This is a genomic window from Streptomyces neyagawaensis (assembly GCF_023516595.1).
Taxonomy (GTDB): Bacteria; Actinomycetota; Actinomycetes; order Streptomycetales; family Streptomycetaceae; genus Streptomyces; species Streptomyces neyagawaensis.
In genome coordinates, this window is sequence record NZ_JAMGBG010000025.1 from 156,560 (window position 1) to 174,383 (window position 17,824).

General features: G+C 71.4%; 18 protein-coding genes. 8 read left to right on the plus strand and 10 right to left on the minus strand.

Annotated elements, in window-relative coordinates:
• Positions 1-2: 2 nt before the first annotated feature.
• Both M8J73_RS13360 and dusB read right to left on the minus strand, forming a co-directional pair.
• Positions 3-1,223 carry a polysaccharide pyruvyl transferase family protein gene (locus tag M8J73_RS13360; RefSeq protein WP_249828643.1) on the minus strand — a complete coding sequence of 407 codons (1,221 nt, stop codon included), beginning with the start codon at positions 1,221-1,223 and terminating at the stop codon, positions 3-5.
• Between the two features lie 168 nt (positions 1,224-1,391).
• Entirely contained in the window at positions 1,392-2,600 is a 1,209-nt protein-coding gene (gene dusB / locus M8J73_RS13365) for a tRNA dihydrouridine synthase DusB (protein WP_055543427.1), read from the minus strand.
• Positions 2,601-2,856: 256 nt separating this feature from the next.
• Between dusB and M8J73_RS13370 the strand changes: the two genes are divergently transcribed.
• Complete coding sequence (locus M8J73_RS13370; protein WP_055538411.1) at positions 2,857-4,305, plus strand: MFS transporter; 1,449 nt, start codon at positions 2,857-2,859, stop codon at positions 4,303-4,305.
• Between the two features lie 156 nt (positions 4,306-4,461).
• Here the strand turns inward: M8J73_RS13370 and M8J73_RS13375 are convergent, their stop codons facing one another.
• Together M8J73_RS13375 and M8J73_RS13380 are read right to left on the minus strand one after the other, a co-directional pair.
• Positions 4,462-5,223, minus strand: a complete 762-nt coding sequence (locus tag M8J73_RS13375) for a hypothetical protein (RefSeq protein WP_055538406.1) — start codon at positions 5,221-5,223, stop codon at positions 4,462-4,464.
• A gap of 103 nt (positions 5,224-5,326) precedes the next feature.
• Positions 5,327-6,316: an AraC family transcriptional regulator gene (locus M8J73_RS13380; RefSeq protein ID WP_055538407.1), complete on the minus strand. Its 990-nt coding sequence runs from the start codon at positions 6,314-6,316 to the stop codon at positions 5,327-5,329.
• A 273-nt stretch (positions 6,317-6,589) separates the two neighbouring features.
• Between M8J73_RS13380 and M8J73_RS13385 the strand changes: the two genes are divergently transcribed.
• Positions 6,590-6,823: a hypothetical protein gene (locus M8J73_RS13385; protein ID WP_055538408.1), complete on the plus strand. Its 234-nt coding sequence runs from the start codon at positions 6,590-6,592 to the stop codon at positions 6,821-6,823.
• Positions 6,824-6,836: 13 nt separating this feature from the next.
• Here M8J73_RS13385 and M8J73_RS13390 read toward each other — a convergent pair whose 3' ends face one another.
• Positions 6,837-7,235: an SRPBCC family protein gene (locus M8J73_RS13390; protein WP_055538409.1), complete on the minus strand. Its 399-nt coding sequence runs from the start codon at positions 7,233-7,235 to the stop codon at positions 6,837-6,839.
• 5 nt (positions 7,236-7,240) lie between these two features.
• Positions 7,241-7,939 carry a CGNR zinc finger domain-containing protein gene (locus M8J73_RS13395; protein WP_079054792.1) on the minus strand — a complete coding sequence of 233 codons (699 nt, stop codon included), beginning with the start codon at positions 7,937-7,939 and terminating at the stop codon, positions 7,241-7,243.
• A 21-nt stretch (positions 7,940-7,960) separates the two neighbouring features.
• Here M8J73_RS13395 and M8J73_RS13400 point away from each other — a divergent pair, with 21 nt between their 5' ends.
• Entirely contained in the window at positions 7,961-8,419 is a 459-nt protein-coding gene (locus M8J73_RS13400; protein WP_249828644.1) for a VOC family protein, read from the plus strand.
• Positions 8,420-8,695: 276 nt separating this feature from the next.
• Here the strand turns inward: M8J73_RS13400 and M8J73_RS13405 are convergent, their stop codons facing one another.
• The 3 genes from M8J73_RS13405 to M8J73_RS13415 all read right to left on the minus strand — a co-directional run bounded on the left by M8J73_RS13405 (position 8,696) and on the right by M8J73_RS13415 (position 11,416).
• On the minus strand, positions 8,696-9,283 hold the full coding sequence (locus M8J73_RS13405; protein WP_249828645.1) for a TetR/AcrR family transcriptional regulator: 588 nt from the start codon (positions 9,281-9,283) through the stop codon (positions 8,696-8,698).
• 26 nt (positions 9,284-9,309) lie between these two features.
• The gene (locus tag M8J73_RS13410; protein WP_055541299.1) at positions 9,310-10,320 is read right to left on the minus strand and encodes an aldo/keto reductase; all 1,011 of its coding nucleotides are present in this window, start codon (positions 10,318-10,320) and stop codon (positions 9,310-9,312) included.
• Between the two features lie 112 nt (positions 10,321-10,432).
• Positions 10,433-11,416: a DUF4394 domain-containing protein gene (locus M8J73_RS13415; protein ID WP_055541298.1), complete on the minus strand. Its 984-nt coding sequence runs from the start codon at positions 11,414-11,416 to the stop codon at positions 10,433-10,435.
• 233 nt (positions 11,417-11,649) lie between these two features.
• Here M8J73_RS13415 and M8J73_RS13420 point away from each other — a divergent pair, with 233 nt between their 5' ends.
• The gene (locus M8J73_RS13420; RefSeq protein WP_055541297.1) at positions 11,650-12,765 is read left to right on the plus strand and encodes an endonuclease/exonuclease/phosphatase family protein; all 1,116 of its coding nucleotides are present in this window, start codon (positions 11,650-11,652) and stop codon (positions 12,763-12,765) included.
• Positions 12,766-12,906: 141 nt separating this feature from the next.
• On the opposite strand, the gene M8J73_RS13425 is transcribed toward M8J73_RS13420, so the two are convergent.
• The gene (locus M8J73_RS13425; protein WP_055541296.1) at positions 12,907-14,289 is read right to left on the minus strand and encodes a glycine--tRNA ligase; all 1,383 of its coding nucleotides are present in this window, start codon (positions 14,287-14,289) and stop codon (positions 12,907-12,909) included.
• Between the two features lie 183 nt (positions 14,290-14,472).
• Here M8J73_RS13425 and M8J73_RS13430 point away from each other — a divergent pair, with 183 nt between their 5' ends.
• The 4 genes from M8J73_RS13430 to M8J73_RS13445 all read left to right on the plus strand — a co-directional run bounded on the left by M8J73_RS13430 (position 14,473) and on the right by M8J73_RS13445 (position 17,673).
• Entirely contained in the window at positions 14,473-15,435 is a 963-nt protein-coding gene (locus M8J73_RS13430; protein WP_055541295.1) for a metal ABC transporter substrate-binding protein, read from the plus strand.
• Positions 15,436-15,454: 19 nt separating this feature from the next.
• Entirely contained in the window at positions 15,455-16,222 is a 768-nt protein-coding gene (locus tag M8J73_RS13435) for a metal ABC transporter ATP-binding protein (RefSeq protein ID WP_055541294.1), read from the plus strand.
• 13 nt (positions 16,223-16,235) lie between these two features.
• Positions 16,236-17,180, plus strand: a complete 945-nt coding sequence (locus M8J73_RS13440) for a metal ABC transporter permease (RefSeq protein ID WP_055541293.1) — start codon at positions 16,236-16,238, stop codon at positions 17,178-17,180.
• A gap of 70 nt (positions 17,181-17,250) precedes the next feature.
• On the plus strand, positions 17,251-17,673 hold the full coding sequence (locus M8J73_RS13445) for a Fur family transcriptional regulator (protein WP_055516229.1): 423 nt from the start codon (positions 17,251-17,253) through the stop codon (positions 17,671-17,673).
• Positions 17,674-17,824: the final 151 nt, after the last annotated feature.

Here is a 17,824-nt window from a genome sequence, read left to right on the forward strand (position 1 = left end):
CCTCAGGGCAGGTCGACGAGGAGCCTGCCCGCTGTCTCCCTCGCCTCCGCCTCGGTGCCCGCCCAGGCCACGGTCGCGCCCGGCGCGGTCGGGGGCCGGTGGGCGGTCCAGGTGTCCCAGTAGCTGCGGATCTTGCCGTAGCGGTCGGGGACGAGGACGTGCGGCAGGGCGAGGAGCAGACCGAGGACATGGCCGTGGAGGCGGTCGGTGACGGCGACCCGGCCGGACGTCAGCAGGCGGCAGCCGCGCGCGAGTTGGAGGCGGGCGAGGCCGTCGTAGACGGCGAGGAGACCGGGGGCGGCCCCGACGGGGTCGCCCGAGGAGGCCCGGCACAGGGCGCGGGCCCGGCCCCGCCACAGGGTCTCCTTCGCCTGCCGCCACTCGGCGTCCGTGGCCTCGCGGGCCCAGTCGAAGACGTACGGGCCGCCGCACCGGCCGCCGAGCGCGCCCCGCACGGCGGGCGGGCCCTTCGCGGACTCCTTGTCCTCCCGGGCCAGCCAGACGACGTCATGGCTGGCCGCCCCGCCGGTCAGCGCGTCCGGGGGCACGGCGAACGCGAGGTCGGGCACGAGCAGCGCGGGCGCCTCGAAGACGGTGCGGCAGCGGTGCAGGCTGTGCCGGTCGCGCAGCAGCAGGGTGAGGTCGGGGTGGGCGTCGAAGACCCGGCGGGCGCGGGTGAGGTTGGTGTGGTCCGTGAAGTGCACGGACTGGGGCAGCTGGACGATCCGGCGGTCGGGGAAGTCACGCAGCACCCGCTCCCGCAGCAGCTGGCTGTCCTCCCAGAGGTCGCCGAGGGTGCCGCCGCCGGTCAGCATGATCGGCCCCTCCGGCACGCACGCCGCGAGGTGGGCGGCGTCGTACGACATCAGGTCGCAGGCGTAGCGCACCTCGGCGCCGAGCGCGGCGAGCAGGGCGCGCTGGCCGAGCCAGATCGCGCTGTCGCCGACGTTGGAGTTGAGCGGGGCTCCGATGACCGCGCACCGGGTGCCGACGGGCACGAGCCGGTCCAGGACGGTCAGGAGGTAGGAGACGTGGTGGGAGCAGTGCGGGACGTAGGACGGCGGGGGTGGGGGCGGCGCGGGGGGCGGGAACTGCCGGTTCGGCCGTGCGGCCGGTTTCCGCGCGGTACGGCGAGTGGGCCGCTCCGCCGTCTTCTTCGTCGTCTGCCTCGTCGTCTTCGTTGTCGTCTTCGCCGTCTTCGGGGTCTCGTTCGCTCCGCACACCGAAGCGCGCTACCCGGACATTTCCCCACTCATTCCGAGATGACGGAAACCGGCCGTACAACGACCGGAACGACCCGGAACGACGACGGAACGGGACAACAGGCCCTCGATCGTGGCCAGTTGTGGGCGCTTGGGCCGGGGGGCGGCAGCCGGGTGGCGGTGGCCGGGTCAGCCGCCGGAGGTGTCGAGTTCGGCGTCCTCGCCGACGCCCGCGCAGTCGTAGGGGTCCTTGAGCCAGCCGTCGGGGAGGACGACGCGGTTGTTGCCGGAGGTGCGGCCGCGGGGACCGTCGGCGCCGGCCGGCCACGGCTGGTCCAGATCCAACTCGTCGAGGCCCGCACGGAGTTCGGCGAGGGAGGAGGTGATGGCGAGCCGCTTGCGCATCTCGGAGCCGACGGCGAAGCCCTTGAGGTACCAGGCGACGTGCTTGCGGAAGTCGACGACACCCTTGGACTCGCCCGCCCGTCTCCCGCCACCACCCTCAACCGGGGCCCTTTGGGCCGCCCCGCCATTTTCGATCCACTCCCCGAGGAGGGTGGCGTGCCGGACCATGACGTCGGCCACCTCGCGCAGCGACGGGCGAGCGATGTCCTCGGTACGCCCCTCGAAGGCGGCGACGAGATCGGAGAACAGCCACGGCCGGCCCAGGCAGCCGCGTCCGACGACGACTCCGTCGCAGCCGGTCTCGCGCACCATCCGCAGGGCGTCCTCGGCGGACCAGATGTCGCCGTTGCCGAGCACCGGGATCTCGGGGACGTGCTCCTTCAGCCGGGCGATGGCGTCCCAGTCGGCGGTGCCGCCGTAGTGCTGGGCGGCGGTGCGGCCGTGCAGGGCGATGGAGGTGACGCCCTCCTCGACGGCGATCCGGCCGGCGTCGAGGAAGGTGATGTGGTCGTCGTCGATGCCCTTGCGCATCTTCATGGTGACGGGGAGGTCCCCGGCGCCGGAGACGGCCTCGCGGAGGATCGCGCGGAGCAGGTTCCGCTTGTACGGGAGGGCGGAGCCGCCACCCTTCCTCGTCACCTTCGGGACCGGGCAGCCGAAGTTCAGGTCGATGTGGTCGGCGAGGCCCTCCTCCGCGATCATGCGGACGGCCTTGCCGACGGTCACGGGGTCCACGCCGTACAGCTGGATCGAGCGCGGCTTCTCGGTCGCGTCGAAGTGGATCAGCTGCATGGTCTTCTCGTTGCGCTCGACCAGCGCCCTCGTCGTGATCATCTCGCTGACGAAGAGACCCTTGCCGCCGCTGAACTCCCTGCACAGGGTGCGGAAGGGCGCGTTCGTGATCCCGGCCATGGGGGCCAGGACGACGGGCGGGGTGACGGTGTGCGGACCGATCCGGAGGGGCGCGACGGCCGCGGTCGAGGGCGTGGACATTCCCCCATTGTCCCGCACGCCGGCCGAGCCCCGGCCCGGGGCCGGTGGCGGGGGTGGTGGGGGTGGTGGGGGTGGTGGGGGTGGTGGGGGTGGTGGGGGTGGTGGGGGTGGTGGGGATGGTGACGGTGGCAGTAGCGGTGTTGGTGGCAGTAGCGGTAGCGGGGGCGCACCCTCGCCCCGCCGATACCCCCTGCCCCCGTCGACACCCCAATTCATTAGTTAGGCGCACTATTGACTCGGGCGTACGATGGAGGGCATGCCCGAGCTCAGCCGTCGCCATCGTCTGCTGGTGCTCGCGATCTGCTGCACCAGCCTCCTGATCGTGAGCCTGGACAACACCGTCCTCAACGTCGCCCTGCCCACCCTGCAACGCGACCTGGGCGCGAGCGTCGCCGGTCTCCAGTGGACGATCGACGCCTACACCCTGGTCCTGGCCTCGCTGCTGATGCTGGCGGGCTCCACGGCGGACCGCATCGGTCGCAAACGGGTCTTCATGGCGGGCCTCGTCGTCTTCACCATCGGCTCGGCGCTGTGCTCGCTCGCCCCGAACCTCGACGCGCTCGTCGTGTTCCGGATGGTGCAGGCGGTCGGCGGTTCGATGCTCAACCCGGTCGCGATGTCGATCATCACCAACACGTTCACGGAGCCACGCGAGCGGGCCCGGGCGATCGGGGTGTGGGGCGCGGTGGTGGGCATCTCGATGGCGGCGGGGCCGATCATCGGCGGTGTCCTGGTGGAGTCGGTGGGCTGGCGCTCGATCTTCTGGATCAACCTCCCGGTCGGTCTGGCCGCCCTCGCCCTGACCTGGCGGTTCGTCCCGGAGTCCCGGGCGCCGAAGGCCCGCCGCCCCGACCCCGTGGGGCAGCTCCTGGTCATCGCGCTGCTGGGTTCACTGACGTACGCGATCATCGAGGCGCCGACAGCGCCCGTGGGGCGGACGCTGGTGTTCGGCGGTGTCGCCCTCGCCGCGCTGATCGGCCTGCTCCGGTACGAGCCGCGCCGGGACGAGCCCCTCATCGACCTGCGTTTCTTCCGTTCGGCGCCGTTCAGCGGGGCGACCGTGATCGCGGTCAGCGCGTTCGCGGCGCTCGGCGGTTTCCTGTTCCTGTCGACGCTGTACTTGCAGAACGTGCGCGGGCTGGACGCCCTGCACGCCGGGCTGTGGATGCTCCCGATGGCCTTCCTGTGCTTCGTGTGCGCGCCGGTCGCCGGGCGGCTGGTCGGCAGCCGGGGCCCACGGCTGCCGCTGCTCGTCGCGGGGGTGACGATGACCGCGAGCGGGGTGCTGTTCGCCGCGTTCGAGGCGGAGACGGCGAACGTCACCCTGGTCATCGGGTACGTGCTGTTCGGTATCGGCTTCGGCTTCGTCAACGCGCCCATCACCAACACGGCGGTCTCCGGCATGCCCCGCGCGCAGGCCGGTGTCGCCGCCGCGGTCGCCTCCACCAGCCGGCAGATCGGCCAGACCCTGGGGGTCGCCGTGATCGGGGCGGTGCTGGCGGCGGGCGTGGGGGCGTCCTCGTACGCCGAGTCGTTCGTGTCGGCGGCCCGCCCCGCGTGGTGGATCATCGCGGCCTGCGGCTTCGCCGTCCTGACCCTGGGCGCACTGACCACCGGCCCCTGGGCCCGCGCCACCGCCGAACGCACGGCGGCCCGCCTGGAGTCCCCGGAGACACGGGACGCGGCGGGGGTCGGGGCGCCCTGAGGGCTGTCCCGAAAATGATCGCTGGGGTGCGGGATGACCCGTCGGTCGTGTGCGTTGTTCAGCGATGGTGAGGTTGTGCGGTCGGGTGATGCCGAGCGTGGTGTGGTGGACGCCGTCGCCTTCCGGGCGGCAGTGATCACTCCTGCCGAACGGAGATCATCTCGCGCGGTGATCTCCACCCTGAGGGCCTGTCCATGTGGACTGCAACTCGCGGACTCGGGCACGGAAGACACGCCAGCGCCGCTCGTTGTCATGCACGAGCATCGCCGACTCCGCCATGAGGTCCGCCGCCCGGTCCAGCAGTTCGGAAGCCGAGTGCAGGTAGGCGGGCGACCGCCGTTCGCCTGTCAGGTCGGCCCGCAGTGCCGCCGGTGCGAAGTCGACCTCGGTCAGCACGTCCAGGGCGCGCCGCAGCAGCCGAGCGATCAGGGACTGCAGTGCAGCCGACTGCCAGTCATTGGAGATGATCCGGTGCCGTTCCCCGAGCAGGTCAGCCAGCGCGGGGTAGATGGCCAGGCTCCCCGCGATCTCCCACGCCTGCTCCATCGCCTGAGCCAGCCAGGCACCCGTCTGTTCGGCGTCATCCGCGACCTGTCGCACCTCACGCTTCAGCCGCTGCAATTCGGCCGGCTCGCCCTCACCCTCCATGAACAGGACTCCCGACTCGGCGACAAGTCCCGGGGCATTCAGGTCCTCCGCACCGGTGAACCCGACCGACGACGCCCGCTCCCCCACGGTGACCTCGCTCCACCGGTCGGCCAACGCCTTCAGCACCCGAGAGCGCGCCTGCAGCTCACCGGCCTGCCGCAAGGGCGCCTGAGAGTAGTACTCCTCATGCTCGCGATGGAACCGTGCGAGATTGTCGATCAACAGGAGGAGCGACTCAGGAGGGCTGACCTGCGCTTCGTTCTCGGCCATGCCGACAGTGTGCACCGCTCCCCCGTACACAGCTGTCAAGGCACACGCCCGCCGCAACAGATGCCGGCCATCCGTCACACATCAAAGGTTCCCTGCTACGGCGCTAATCCCTGTCCGCCAGCGCCTCCTGGCGGTACTCCGTGGGCGGGACGCCGTACGCCGTGCGGAAGGCTCGGGTGAAGTCGGAGGCACGGGGGTAGCCCCAGCGGGTGGCGATGACGTGGACCGGGGTGGCGCGCAGGGAGCGGTCGGCGAGGTCGCGGTGGGCGCCTTCCAGGCGGCGGGCCCGGATCCACGCGGCGACCGTCTCGCCCCGGGTGTGCTGCTGGAAGACCCGGTGCAGATAGCTGACGGAGATGTGGTGCGCGGCCGCGATCACCGGCGGTGTCAGCTCCGGGTCGTGCAGGTTCTGCCGGATGAACGCGGTGATGCGCCGGGCGAGGGCCTCCTGGCGGGTCTCCGGGGGCAGCGCGGCCTCGGCGTCCAGCGCCTGGCCCAGCACGGCGGACACCAGGTCGAGGACGACCGTCCCGAGGCGCGGCGCGTCGGCCGGGCTGAGGGTGTCGGCCTGCCGTTCCAGACCGAGCAGGAAGTCCGTCAGCAGCGCGGCGATGCCCTCCCGGCCCGGAAGGCCACGGCCCAGCAACTCCCCCACGCGGTGCGGCGGGAGCGGCAGCAGCGACTTGGGGAAGTCGACGCCCACACCCCGCAGGGGCGCGGGCCGCAGATCGTCCGCCGGCCGGAGGTCGTACGGCTGCGAACTGTCCGCGAGGTGCAGGTCGAACGCGCCGAACGCGCCATTGCGTCCCGCGTGGTCGAGGGTCAACTCGCCGTCGAGCAGCAGCGACAGGTGGTACAGCTCGGGGTCGGACTGGCGCACCATCCTCTGGCTGCGCCGATAGCGCGTCGGCAGGAACGAGGTGGGCCACACGGTCACCGGGCCCAGCTCCATCAGCCGGAACTCCGCCCAGAAGTCGGTGGTGTGGGCGCTGATGATGTCGCTGGGCGAACGCATCCGGCCGACCATCTCCCGCCAGTGGTCGAACCTGTCGTCCGCCGGCACGTCCTCGCTACGGAACACCGTCCCGATCATCGCGTCCCAATCTCCGCCGCCCCGGCCGTCTCAAAACAGCCGTCGTCCTCGAACAGCCGTCATCCTCGCACGCGGTACACGCACGGCCGACACGCGGGGAGCACGGCGGCAGCGCATACGGAGGGCACGGGTCCGCCGCCCCGGCCCGACCGGCGCCCGGGTGGGACAACTCATGGCCGGATCGACCCTGTTGATGTTGGTCTTGCTGCACACTCCTCACGGGCAGCGGTCGGTGAAAGGCCGACGACCCTCGACGTGTCGGCTGGAGACCTGATGTCGGAGAACAAGTCGAGCAACTCGATCAACTCGAACAACTCGAGCAAGGTGAGCCGTTGGGACCAGCACGGGCGACAGCACGTCGTACGGGTCCAGCGCTCCGGTGTGCAGCGCACGATCAGATGCGACACGTGCGGCTGGCGCAAGGGCGCGCAGTTCCTGCCGTGGCTGAAGGCGCAGGAGCATCTCGCCGAGGCCCACCAGGCGACGGTGGACCCCGCGGCCTCCTGAACCGGCCGGGTGGTCAGGCCCGTGCGTCGAGGGCCTGTGCGACCCGGTCCAGCACGCGCCGCCAGTGCTCCCTGCGCCGCTCGCGTTCCCCGGCGCTCGCCATCCGCTCCTGGTGGAACCGGAGGACCGCCCTGCCCCCGGTGGCGGCCGAGACGGTGACCTGGGCGGTCGTGTCGCCGTACGTCACCCGGATCCGTTCGCCGGGCCGGTATCCGCGCACCTCGCCGCCGATCCCCGCGTCGGTGGTGTACGGGGCGCCGCGCTCGGGGGTGAGCCGCGCCCCGACCCCGAGCCACAGCGCCAGCCCCCGCGGTCCGCTGATGAACTCCCAGACAGCGGCGGGTGGTTGGGCGAGCGTGCGGGAGACACCGATCTCCCATCCCGCGTCCTGGGTCAGTCCGGTGGCGGCCATGGCGATCACTCCTCGTGCGGGGCGGACTCGTCGGTGCGGCGCGCGCGTTGGGCGCGGTGGGCGCGGACCTTGCTGCGGTTGCCGCAGTGCTCCATGGAGCACCAGCGGCGGCGGCCGGGCCGCGAGGTGTCGACGTAGATCAGATAGCAGCGCTCGCCGGAGCACATGCGGACGCGGTCCGCGTACGGCCCGGTGAGCAGGTCGACGGCGTCGCGGGCGACGGTGGAGGCGAGCTGGGCGCCGCTCGCCGGGGCGGGCGACCAGCGCCGGGTGCCGTCCTCTCCGAGGGCGGGGGCGAGCGGGGGTCGTGCCGCCGCGTCGTTGATGACGCGCAGGTCGGCGGGGCCGGCCGCCGGGAGGTCCAGTGGGGCCAGTCCGTCCGGGTGGAGGCGGGAGACCACCGTGCGCAGCAGCGCGTCGCGCAGTCGCCGTACGTGCTCCACGTCGGCGTCGGTGAGGTCCAGGGTGTCCGGGGTGGGGGTGAGCCGGGACCTGCCGACCCAGGCGGCCAGGTCCTCGGTGGTGTGCAGCACCTCGTAGCGGGCGAGGGCGCCGGGACCTCCGGTGACGAGGAGTTCCAGACAGAGGGCGCCCGGATCGAACCGGAAGACATGGCCGGTGTACGAGCGCAGGGGGATTCCCGGCCCTTCCGTGGACCTGGAAGGCGCCCCTTCCGGCGTGGCTGCTGTGGACGACGAGGGCATGTAACCACTATAACCGGTTACATGAGTGCCGCACTGAGCTGGAAACTGGTCATCGACACCCGCGACGCGCAGCCCCTGGCCGATTTCTGGGCCGCCGCGCTGGGCTACGAGGTGGAGGATCCGAGCGCGCTGATCGCGCACCTCCGCTCCACGGGCGACCTTCCCGAGGAGGCCGTCGGCGAGCACGCCGGCCACGCCGTGTTCCGCGGGTACGCCGCCGTCCGCCACCCCGAGGACCCGTACGACGCCTTCACCGGCATCGGCCGGGGCCGCCGCCTCCTCTTCCAGGACGTCCCGGAGCCGAAGACAGTGAAGAACCGCCTCCACATCGACGTCCACGCCGAACCGGGCGGCCTGGACGACCTGGTGGCCCGCCTGGAGACCCTGGGCGCCACCCGACTGCACGAGGTGGACAAGGGCCCGGCGGGCCACTGGTGGGTGATGCACGACCCGGAGGGCAACGAGTTCTGCGTGGCCTAGGGACGCGCCCCACGCACAACACCCTGACGCCGGGCGCCGGGCGGGGGGCGCCGGACGCCGAGTGCCTCAAGCCGGGCGCCGGGGGGCGGACGGCGAGCAGCTGGACGCCGGGCGGCGGGCGGCGCGCTTCCCAAGCCGGACGCCGGACGCCCCACGCCGGACGCCTGGCGGAGGCGGCGGAGGTGGACCGCCGGGCGCCGGGCGCCCCCAGCTGAACGCCGGGCGGCGGACGCCGAGCGCCCTCCGTCGGACGCCCACCGCCGGTCCCCCTCCCCCTCAGGCCCGCAGCCCCCGGACCACCAGTTCCACGACGGCCTCGAACTGGGCGTCGATGTCCGGCTGGTCCCAGTCCTGGGCGTAGCCGGGGTCGTGGAAGCGGGCGGTGGCGTGGAAGACGGCGCGGGCGGTGGTCGGCGGGTCGGTGACGGTGAAGGCGCCGGTGTCCGCCCCGTCGCGGATGATCCGGGTCAGCTGCCCGGTCAGGTCGGTGATGTGGGCGCCGACGGCCTCGACGTTCTCGCCGGTCAGGACCTGGTACGTGGCGAACAGCTCGGGGTCGTCGCCCGCCTTGCGCCGCTTGGCCGTGAAGAGGGCGGCGAGCCAGTCGCGCAGCCGGGCCTCCGGGTCGCGGGCCTCGGCGACGATGCCGGTCAGGGACGCGGACGTACGGTCCAGCCACCTCTTGGTCACCGCCTCCCGCAGCGCCGCCTTCGTACGGAAGTGGCGGTAGACGCTGCCGTGGCTGACGCCGAGCGCGCGGGCCACGTCGACCACGGTGGCCTTGGCCGGGCCGTGGCGGCGCAGGACCTCCTCGGTCGCTTCGAGGATGCGCTCGGCGGTCAGGGTCTCGGTGGTCGGCGTCATGTCCGGAACCGTACCCGGAGCGGGAGTCAGCGCTCGCTGTCGAGGTGTGCCATCTGGGCCGCCGGGTAGCGGTCGCCCGCTGCCGCGCCGGCCGGGACGGCCTCCTCGATCGCCGTCAGATCGGCCTGGTCGAGCCGTACCTCCAGCGCGCCCAGCGCCTCGGCCAGCCGGTCGCGGCGGCGGGCGCCCACGAGCGGCACGATGTCCTCGCCGCGTGAGAGGACCCAGGCGATCGCGATCTGCGCGACGGTCACGCCCTTCTGCTCGGCGATCTTCCGCAGCGCCTCGACCAGGTCCAGGTTGTGCCTGAGATTGTCGCCCTGGAAGCGGGGCGAGAGGGAGCGGAAGTCACCGGCCGCGAGCTGCCGGTCGGGGGTGAAGTGGCCGGAGATCAGACCGCGGGAGAGCACCCCGTACGCCGTCACGGCGATGCCCAGTGCGCGGGCGGTGGGGAGGATCTCGTCCTCGATGCCGCGCGAGATGAGGGAGTACTCGATCTGGAGGTCGGTGATGGGGGCGGTGGCGGCCGCTCGGCGGATCGTCTCCGCGCCGACCTCGCTGAGTCCGATGTGGCGGACGTACCCCTTCTCGACGAGTTCGGCGATCGCGCCGACCGTCTCCTCGATCGGGACGTCGGGGTCGACGCGGGCGATGCGGTAGATGTCGATGTGGTCCGTGCCGAGTCGCTGGAGCGAGTAGGCGGCGAAGTTCTTCACGGCCGTCGGCCGGCCGTCGTAGCCGGACCAGCCGCCGTCGGGGTCGCGCAGCGCCCCGAACTTGACGCTGATCAGGGCCTGTTCCCGGTGCGCGGCCGGTGCGGCGCGCAGGGCTTCGCCGATCAGCAGCTCGTTGTGGCCCATCCCGTAGAAGTCGCCGGTGTCGAGCAGGGTCACCCCTGCTTCGAGGGCGGCGTGGAGCGTGGCGATGGACTCGGCCCGGTCGGCCGCGCCGTACAGCGCGGACATGCCCATGCAGCCGAGGCCGAGGGCGGAGACCTGGGGGCCGGTGGTTCCGAGGGTGCGGGTTCGTGTGGTCATGCCACCACCCTGACATGACAGCTGACAGATTTCAATATCTGTCAGCTGTCATCTGTCAGCCCTCCTTGGTCACCAGCGCCCCCTGCTCACCGGCGGACCTTGCCCACCCGGGTCAGCCCTGCCGCAGCGGTATCGCCAGATCGATCACCTGCCTCGCCCTCGGGAAGCTCCCCAGTTCGCGCGCCCGCCCGGTCAGCAGGTCGACGCCGTACACCCGCGACCCCGTCACCGCGTATCCGGCGTTCACCCCGTTCCGGCCGGTGCCGTAGATGTCGAACCCGGCGGTCGGCGGCAGGTCGACGCCGAGCCCGCCGGTGGGCGCGAGGTTCCCCGCGTTGGCCGGGGACTGCACGGAGATCCGGTCCAGGGCGGTGTCGAGGTCGAACAGCGTGGTGGCCGTGCCGACGTCGAGGTCGTTGTTGGTGTACGCCGCCCCGGTCACCCCTGACGCGGTCGCGCCGCCGGTGGCGGGCGGGACCGGCGGGTTGGTGAGGGTGCCGTCGACGGCGGTCGTCCCGGCGGCCGGGGCGCCCTGTGGGTCGTCGAGGTTGTGGCGGAGGTTCTGCCCGGTGTCGCTGATCACCCGGAGCCGGTTGGCTGCGGGGTTGAAGTCGACGCCGTACGACCGGCCCTGGAGCGGAACGGAGAGCTGGGAGACCTTGGTGGCCTTGGCGCCCGCCTCCCGCAGCGTGTAGACGCCACCCTGGTCCCCGACGCCGTACAGCTTGTTGTTCTGGACGCGGTAGTCGATGCCGACGAGCCGGGTGTCGCCCTTGAGCCCGCGGACCCTGCCGAGCGGTACGGCGGCCCCGGGCCTGTCGATCCGGAAGACGACGAGCCGCTGGTCGGCGGTGAGCCCGACGGCCTTCAGCCCGCTCGGCACCCGAGCCCCGCCGACCGGCACACCGCCCTTGGCCTCGATACCGGTACCGTCACCGGAACCGGCCGCGTCACCCGCCGCCCCGGACATCGACGCCCTGGACGTCGCCCCGGACCCCGACCACGAGGCTCCGCCGAGCGCCCCCGATCCGACCGCGCCGACCGTGCCGACCGCGACGGCCATGGTGAGTACGCCGATGACTGCCTGCTTGCGCATGTACGCCCCCGTGGAAGATGCGCGGCCCGCCTGCTGCGGGCCTCATGACCTCTCCTTCGGAGCGGGGACGGATGCGGATGGGTGCCGCTTACGAGAAATTTCCGGGAACTCCGGAAGTCGCCCTGACATTCCGTTGGACACGGTTCGTCCGCCCTCCGACAATCGGACCATGCGAAGGGTCGGCGCGCGGTCACCGCGCCCCGGCATCGGCCGCGCGGCTCCCTGGAGGGCGCATGACGATCCGTATCGCCACGTTCAACGCCGAGAACCTCTTCCGCCGGCCGAAGGTGTTCGGCCTCCAGGACCCCGAGCGGCGCAAGGAGATCCTGGACGACTTCAACGAACTGGTCGCCCTCCTGGACAAGGACATCTACGCGGAGGCGGACAAGGAGCGGATCGCCGAGCTGATCGTGAAGCACGGCGCCCACGACCCGGCCGGGGGCGGCGACCACCCGTTCCTCGTCAACCAGCCACGGGGCGGCGCCAAGTTGTTCACGGTCGGCCAGGCCGGCGGCTCGGGCATCCGGATCGTCGCCAAGGGCCGCTCGAAGTGGGCGGGTTGGGCGGAGATGGTGCGCGGCGACCTCAGCTGGCAGGCCGTGGAGAACACCGCCCGTGTGATGGCGGAGGTCGACGCAGACATCCTCCTCACCGTCGAGGTGGAGGACCGCATCACCCTGGACCGTTTCAACTCCCAGGTCCTGGGCGGGGCGTTGGGCAACCGTCCCTACCCGTTCAACCTGCTGGTCGACGGCAACGACAACCGGGGCATCGACGTGGGCATCCTCAGCCGGTTCCCGATCACGTCCGTGCGGTCGCACATCTTCGACCCGGGCGAGTCCGGGCAGCCGGTGTTCAGCCGGGACTGCCCCGAGTTCGAGATCGAGATACCGGGTGAGCCCCTGTGGGTCCTCGGCAACCACTTCAAGAGCAAGGGCTTCGGCCGCGCCTCCGAGAACGACAGGCGCCGCAAGGCCCAGGCCCTGCGCGTACAGGAGATCTACGAGGCGGCGCTCCGCCGTTCGCCCCGTGTCGTCGTCGCCGGCGACCTCAACGACTCCCTCGACAGCGCCCCCGTCAAGCTCCTCCTCGACGCGGGCCTGCGCGAGGCCATGACCCACGACAGCTACGAAGGGGTCCTGCCCGGCACGCACGGCACCGGCAAGCGCGACGAGCAGAAGCTCGACTACCTGCTGTTCTCGCCCGAGCTGTGGGACGCGGTGACCCATGTGGGCGTGGAGCGCCGGGGCATCTGGGCCCCGAGGACCTTCCCGTCCTTCACCACGGTCACCTCGAAGCTCGACCAGGCCTCGGACCACGCGGCCCTGTTCGCGGATCTGGACCTGTAGGAGCCGGACTGCTGGGGCCCTCGTAAACGAAGAGTTCCCCGGCCCCGGTAAGGGGCGCGGGGAACCGCACGGCCGACCACGAGCGAACCCGCGGCCGGCCGAAGTCACGGGCCGGGCAGACGCCGACCCGCGAAGAACGACCTAGCAGCCGATGAGACGCGCGGCGAGGTACCCCTCGATCTGGTCCAGCGACACCCGCTCCTGCTTCATCGAGTCACGCTCACGCACCGTCACCGCGTTGTCGTCGAGCGTGTCGAAGTCCACGGTCACGCAGTACGGCGTACCGATCTCGTCCTGACGGCGGTAGCGGCGGCCGATGGCGCCCGCGTCGTCGAACTCGATGTTCCAGTGCTGCCGCAGCGCCTGCGCGAGCCCCTTGGCCTTCGGGGACAGCTCGGGGTTGCGGGACAGCGGCAGGACCGCGACCTTCACCGGGGCGATGCGGTGGTCGAGGCGGAGCACCGTCCGCTTCTCCAGCTTGCCCTTGGCGTTGGGCGCCTCGTCCTCGGTGTACGCGTCGAGCAGGAACGCGAGCATCGTGCGGCCGACACCGGCGGCGGGCTCGATGACGTACGGGGTGTAGCGCTCGCCGGCCTCCTGGTCGAAGAAGAAGAGGTCCTGGCCGGAGGCCTTGGAGTGCGCGGTGAGGTCGTAGTCCGTGCGGTTGGCGACGCCCTCCAGCTCACCCCACTCGTTGCCGCCGAACTGGAAGCGGTACTCGATGTCGGCGGTGCGCTTGGAGTAGTGGGAGAGCTTCTCCTTCGGGTGCTCGTACCACCGCATGTTCTCCTCGCGCAGACCCAGGCCGGTGTACCAGTTCCACCGCTCCTGCATCCAGTACTCCTGCCACTTCTCGTCCTCGCCCGGCTTGACGAAGAACTCCATCTCCATCTGCTCGAACTCGCGGGTGCGGAAGATGAAGTTGCCGGGCGTGATCTCGTTGCGGAAGGACTTGCCCATCTGCGCGATGCCGAACGGGGGCTTCTTGCGCGAGGTGGTCTGCACCTGGGCGAAGTTGGTGAAGATGCCCTGGGCGGTCTCGGGGCGCAGGTACGCGATCGAGCCGGTGTCCTGGGTGGGGCCGAGGTGAGTGGAGAGCAGACCCGAGAACTGCTTGGGCTCGGTGAACTGGCCCTTGGTGCCGCAGTTCGGGCAGTTGATGTCCGCGAGACCGTTCTCCGGCAGGCGGCCCTTCTTCGCCTCGAACGCCTCCTCCAGATGGTCCGCGCGGAACCGCTTGTGGCAGGAGGTGCACTCGGTGAGCGGGTCGGAGAAGGTGGCGACGTGACCGGAGGCGACCCAGACCTCGGGGGCCAGGATGACGGACGAGTCGAGACCGACCACGTCCTCGCGCGACGTCACCATGTAGCGCCACCACTGACGCTTGAGGTTCTCCTTGAGCTCGACACCCAGCGGTCCGTAGTCCCAGGCGGCACGCTGGCCGCCGTAGATCTCGCTGCACGGGAATACGAAGCCACGGCGCTTGCTCAGGCTGACGATGGTGTCGATCTTGTCGGCGGCCACGGTGCTCTCTTCATTACGACGACGGGCGACGAAGCGATGCGCTTCAGAGCGAATGCCTCAGGTTACCGGCGGAGGCTGCCCTCCAATCAAATCGGTTCACGGCCAGAACGGACATAGGCCTTACCCAGGGCTTACCAACAGGCTTGTTGACAATCGTTTCCAGAAAAGCTGAAAATGACTGTCATGAACGTAGTACGACGACGACTCCTGATACCCGCGGCGGCGACCGCGGCCGCCGCCCTGAGCCTCACGACCCTTTCGGCCTGCTCCACCGACAGCGCCGCCGCGGGCAACACGGACAAGTTCGACGTCGTCGCGTCGTTCTACCCGATGGCCTTCCTCGCCGAGCGGATCGGCGGGGAGTACGTGAACGTCACCAACCTCACCGAGCCCGGCCAGGAGCCCCACGACCTGGAGATCAGCGCGCGGCAGACCGCGCAGCTCCAGGAGTCCGACGCGGTTCTGTACCTGAAGGGCCTCCAGCCCGCCGTCGACGACGCCGTCGACCAGTCGGAGATCAACACGAAGATCGACGCCGGCTCGCTGACCTCCCTGGAGGAGCACGGCAACGAGGTCGGCGGGCACGCCGCCGAGCACGACGACCACGAGCACGAGGAACTGTCCGGCAAGGACCCCCACGTCTGGCTCGACCCGGTGAAGTACGCCGAGATCGCCAAGGGCGTCGGCGCCGCCTTCGAGAAGGCCGACCCGGACCACGCCTCCACGTACAAGACCAACACCGAGGCCCTCGTCGAGAAGCTCGACGCGCTGAACGACCAGTACGAGAACGGCCTGAAGAACACGAAGACCAAGGTCTTCATCACCACCCACGCCGCCTTCGGCTACCTCGCCGAGCGCTACGGCCTCGTCGAGGAGGCCATCTCCGGCCTCGACCCCGAGTCCGAGCCGAGCGGCGCCCGCGTCCGCGAACTGGAGAAGATGGCGAAGGCCGACGGCGTCACCACCGTCTTCTACGAGACACTGGTCAGCGACAAGACCGCGAAGACCATCGCCGCCGACGCCGGGCTGAAGACGGACGTCCTCGACCCGATCGAGGGCATCACCGAGAAGTCCCGCGGCAAGGACTACTTCTCGGTCCAGGAAGCCAATCTCAAGGCGCTCCAGACGGCCCTGGGAACCACGTGACCATCCGGAGGATGCAGGCATGACCGAGCCCGTCATCTCGCTGCGCGGGGTACGCGCCGAACTGGGCTCGCGCACGGTCCTGCGCGGCATCGACCTCACCGTGAACCGCGGTGAGGTCGTCGCCCTGCTCGGCGCCAACGGTTCCGGCAAGTCCACCGCCGTCCGCACCGTGATCGGCCAGGTGCCGGTCACCGACGGCGAGATCGAACTGTTCGGCACCCCCCGGCGCCGCTTCCGCGAGTGGCGGCGGCTCGGCTACGTACCGCAGCGCACCACCGCCGCGGGCGGCGTACCCGCGACGGTGACGGAGGTCGTCGCCTCCGGCCGGCTCTCCCGCGCCCGCCTCGGCATCCTGCGCAGGGCGGACCACGAGGCGATCCGCCGGGCCATCGACCTCGTCGGCCTCGCCGACCGGGCCAAGGACTCGGTGAACGCCCTCTCCGGCGGCCAGCACCAGCGGGTCCTCATCGCCCGCGCCCTCGCCTCCGAACCCGAGCTGCTGATCATGGACGAGCCGATGGCGGGCGTCGACCTGGCCAGCCAGGAGGTGCTGGCACGCACCCTGCGGGGCGAGGTCGCCCGCGGCACCACCGTGCTGCTCGTCCTGCACGAGCTCGGCCCGCTGGAGCCGCTGATCGACCGCGCGGTCGTCCTGCGCGACGGCTGCGTCCTGCACGACGGCCCGCCCCCGAAGGCGGTCGGCCAGCACGCGCTGCCCGGCCACGACCATGTCCACCCGCACGCGGCGCCCGGCACCGAACCAGTCCGCACGGGTCTGCTGAGCTGAGAAGGCACCCACCATGGATCTCCTGAACTACGCCTTCATGCAGCGGGCCCTGCTCGCCGCCGTCCTCGTCGGCATCACCGCCCCCGCGATCGGCGTCTACCTCGTCCAGCGCCGCCAGGCCCTCATGGGCGACGGCATCGGCCATGTCGCGATGACCGGCGTCGGCCTCGGCTTCCTGCTGTCCTGGTCGCCGGTGTGGATGGCGACCCTGGTGTCCGTGCTGGGCGCGGTGCTGATGGAGCTGATCCGCTGGTACGGCAGGACACGCGGCGACATCGCCCTCGCCATGCTCTTCTACGGCGGCATGGCGGGCGGTGTGATGCTCATCAACCTCGCGCCCGGCGGCACCAACGCCAACCTGATGTCGTTCCTGTTCGGCTCGCTGTCGACCGTGTCGCAGGAGGACATCACCGCGATCTGCGTCCTGGCCGCCTTCGTGATCGTGATGACGCTGGCGCTGCGCCGGCAGCTGTTCGCGGTGAGCCAGGACGAGGAGTTCGCGCGGGTCACCGGTCTGCCGGTGCGGGCCCTGAACCTGCTCACGGCGGTCACGGCGGCGGTGACCGTGACGGTCGCCATGCGCGTCGTCGGCCTGCTGCTGGTCTCCGCGCTGATGGTGGTGCCGGTCGCGGCCGCGCAGCAGCTCACCCGCAGCTTCGCGGCGACGTTCGCGCTCGCCGTGGCCCTCGGGGTGACCGTGACGATCGGCGGCACCATCACCTCGTACTACCAGGACGTGCCGCCCGGCGCGACGATCGTGCTGCTCGCCATCGCCGCGTTCATGCTGCTCACGGCGCTGGCGACGCCGCTGGCCCGGCGACGCGCGAAGGCGGCGGTGACGGCCGCGGCCGACCCCGCGGAGTGTGTGATCCCGGGGGCCGCCGAGGCCGCCGGGGCGGGGGTCGCCAGGGACACGGTTCCGGCCAGCCGGGGCTCCGCCGAGGGGTCCGCCGGGTGACCGGCGTCTGACCGGGGTGCCGCCGGGCTGGCACAATGGCCCGGCAAGACCGCGACGTGAGGAGGCAACGGTGACGACCGCTGGACCTGTACGAGGTCGTTCCACCCGGCAGCGGGCCGCCGTGGCCGCGGCACTCGACGAGGTCGACGAGTTCCGCAGCGCGCAGGAACTCCACGACATGCTGAAGCACCGTGGCGACTCGGTGGGGCTCACCACCGTGTACCGCACGCTGCAGTCCCTCGCGGACGCGGGCGAGGTCGACGTCCTGCGGACGTCCGACGGGGAGTCCGTGTACCGGCGGTGCTCCACCGGGGAGCACCATCACCACCTGGTGTGCCGCATGTGCGGCAAGGCCGTCGAGGTCGAGGGGCCCGCGGTGGAGAAGTGGGCGGACGCGATCGCCGCGGAGCACGGGTTCGTGAACGTGGCCCACACGGTGGAGATCTTCGGCACGTGCGCGGAGTGCGCTCGCGCGTCCGCGGGGGCCGAGTAGGCGCTGTTCGCGACTGCCGGTGCCGAATGAGCGCCGTTCGCGTCCGTGGGTGCCCGGTGAGCGCCGTTCGCGGCCGCGGGTTCGTGGGGGCTGGGCGCGCCCACGCGGCGGAGCCGCATGTGTCACAGCCCCGCGCCCCTGGGTGGGCGAG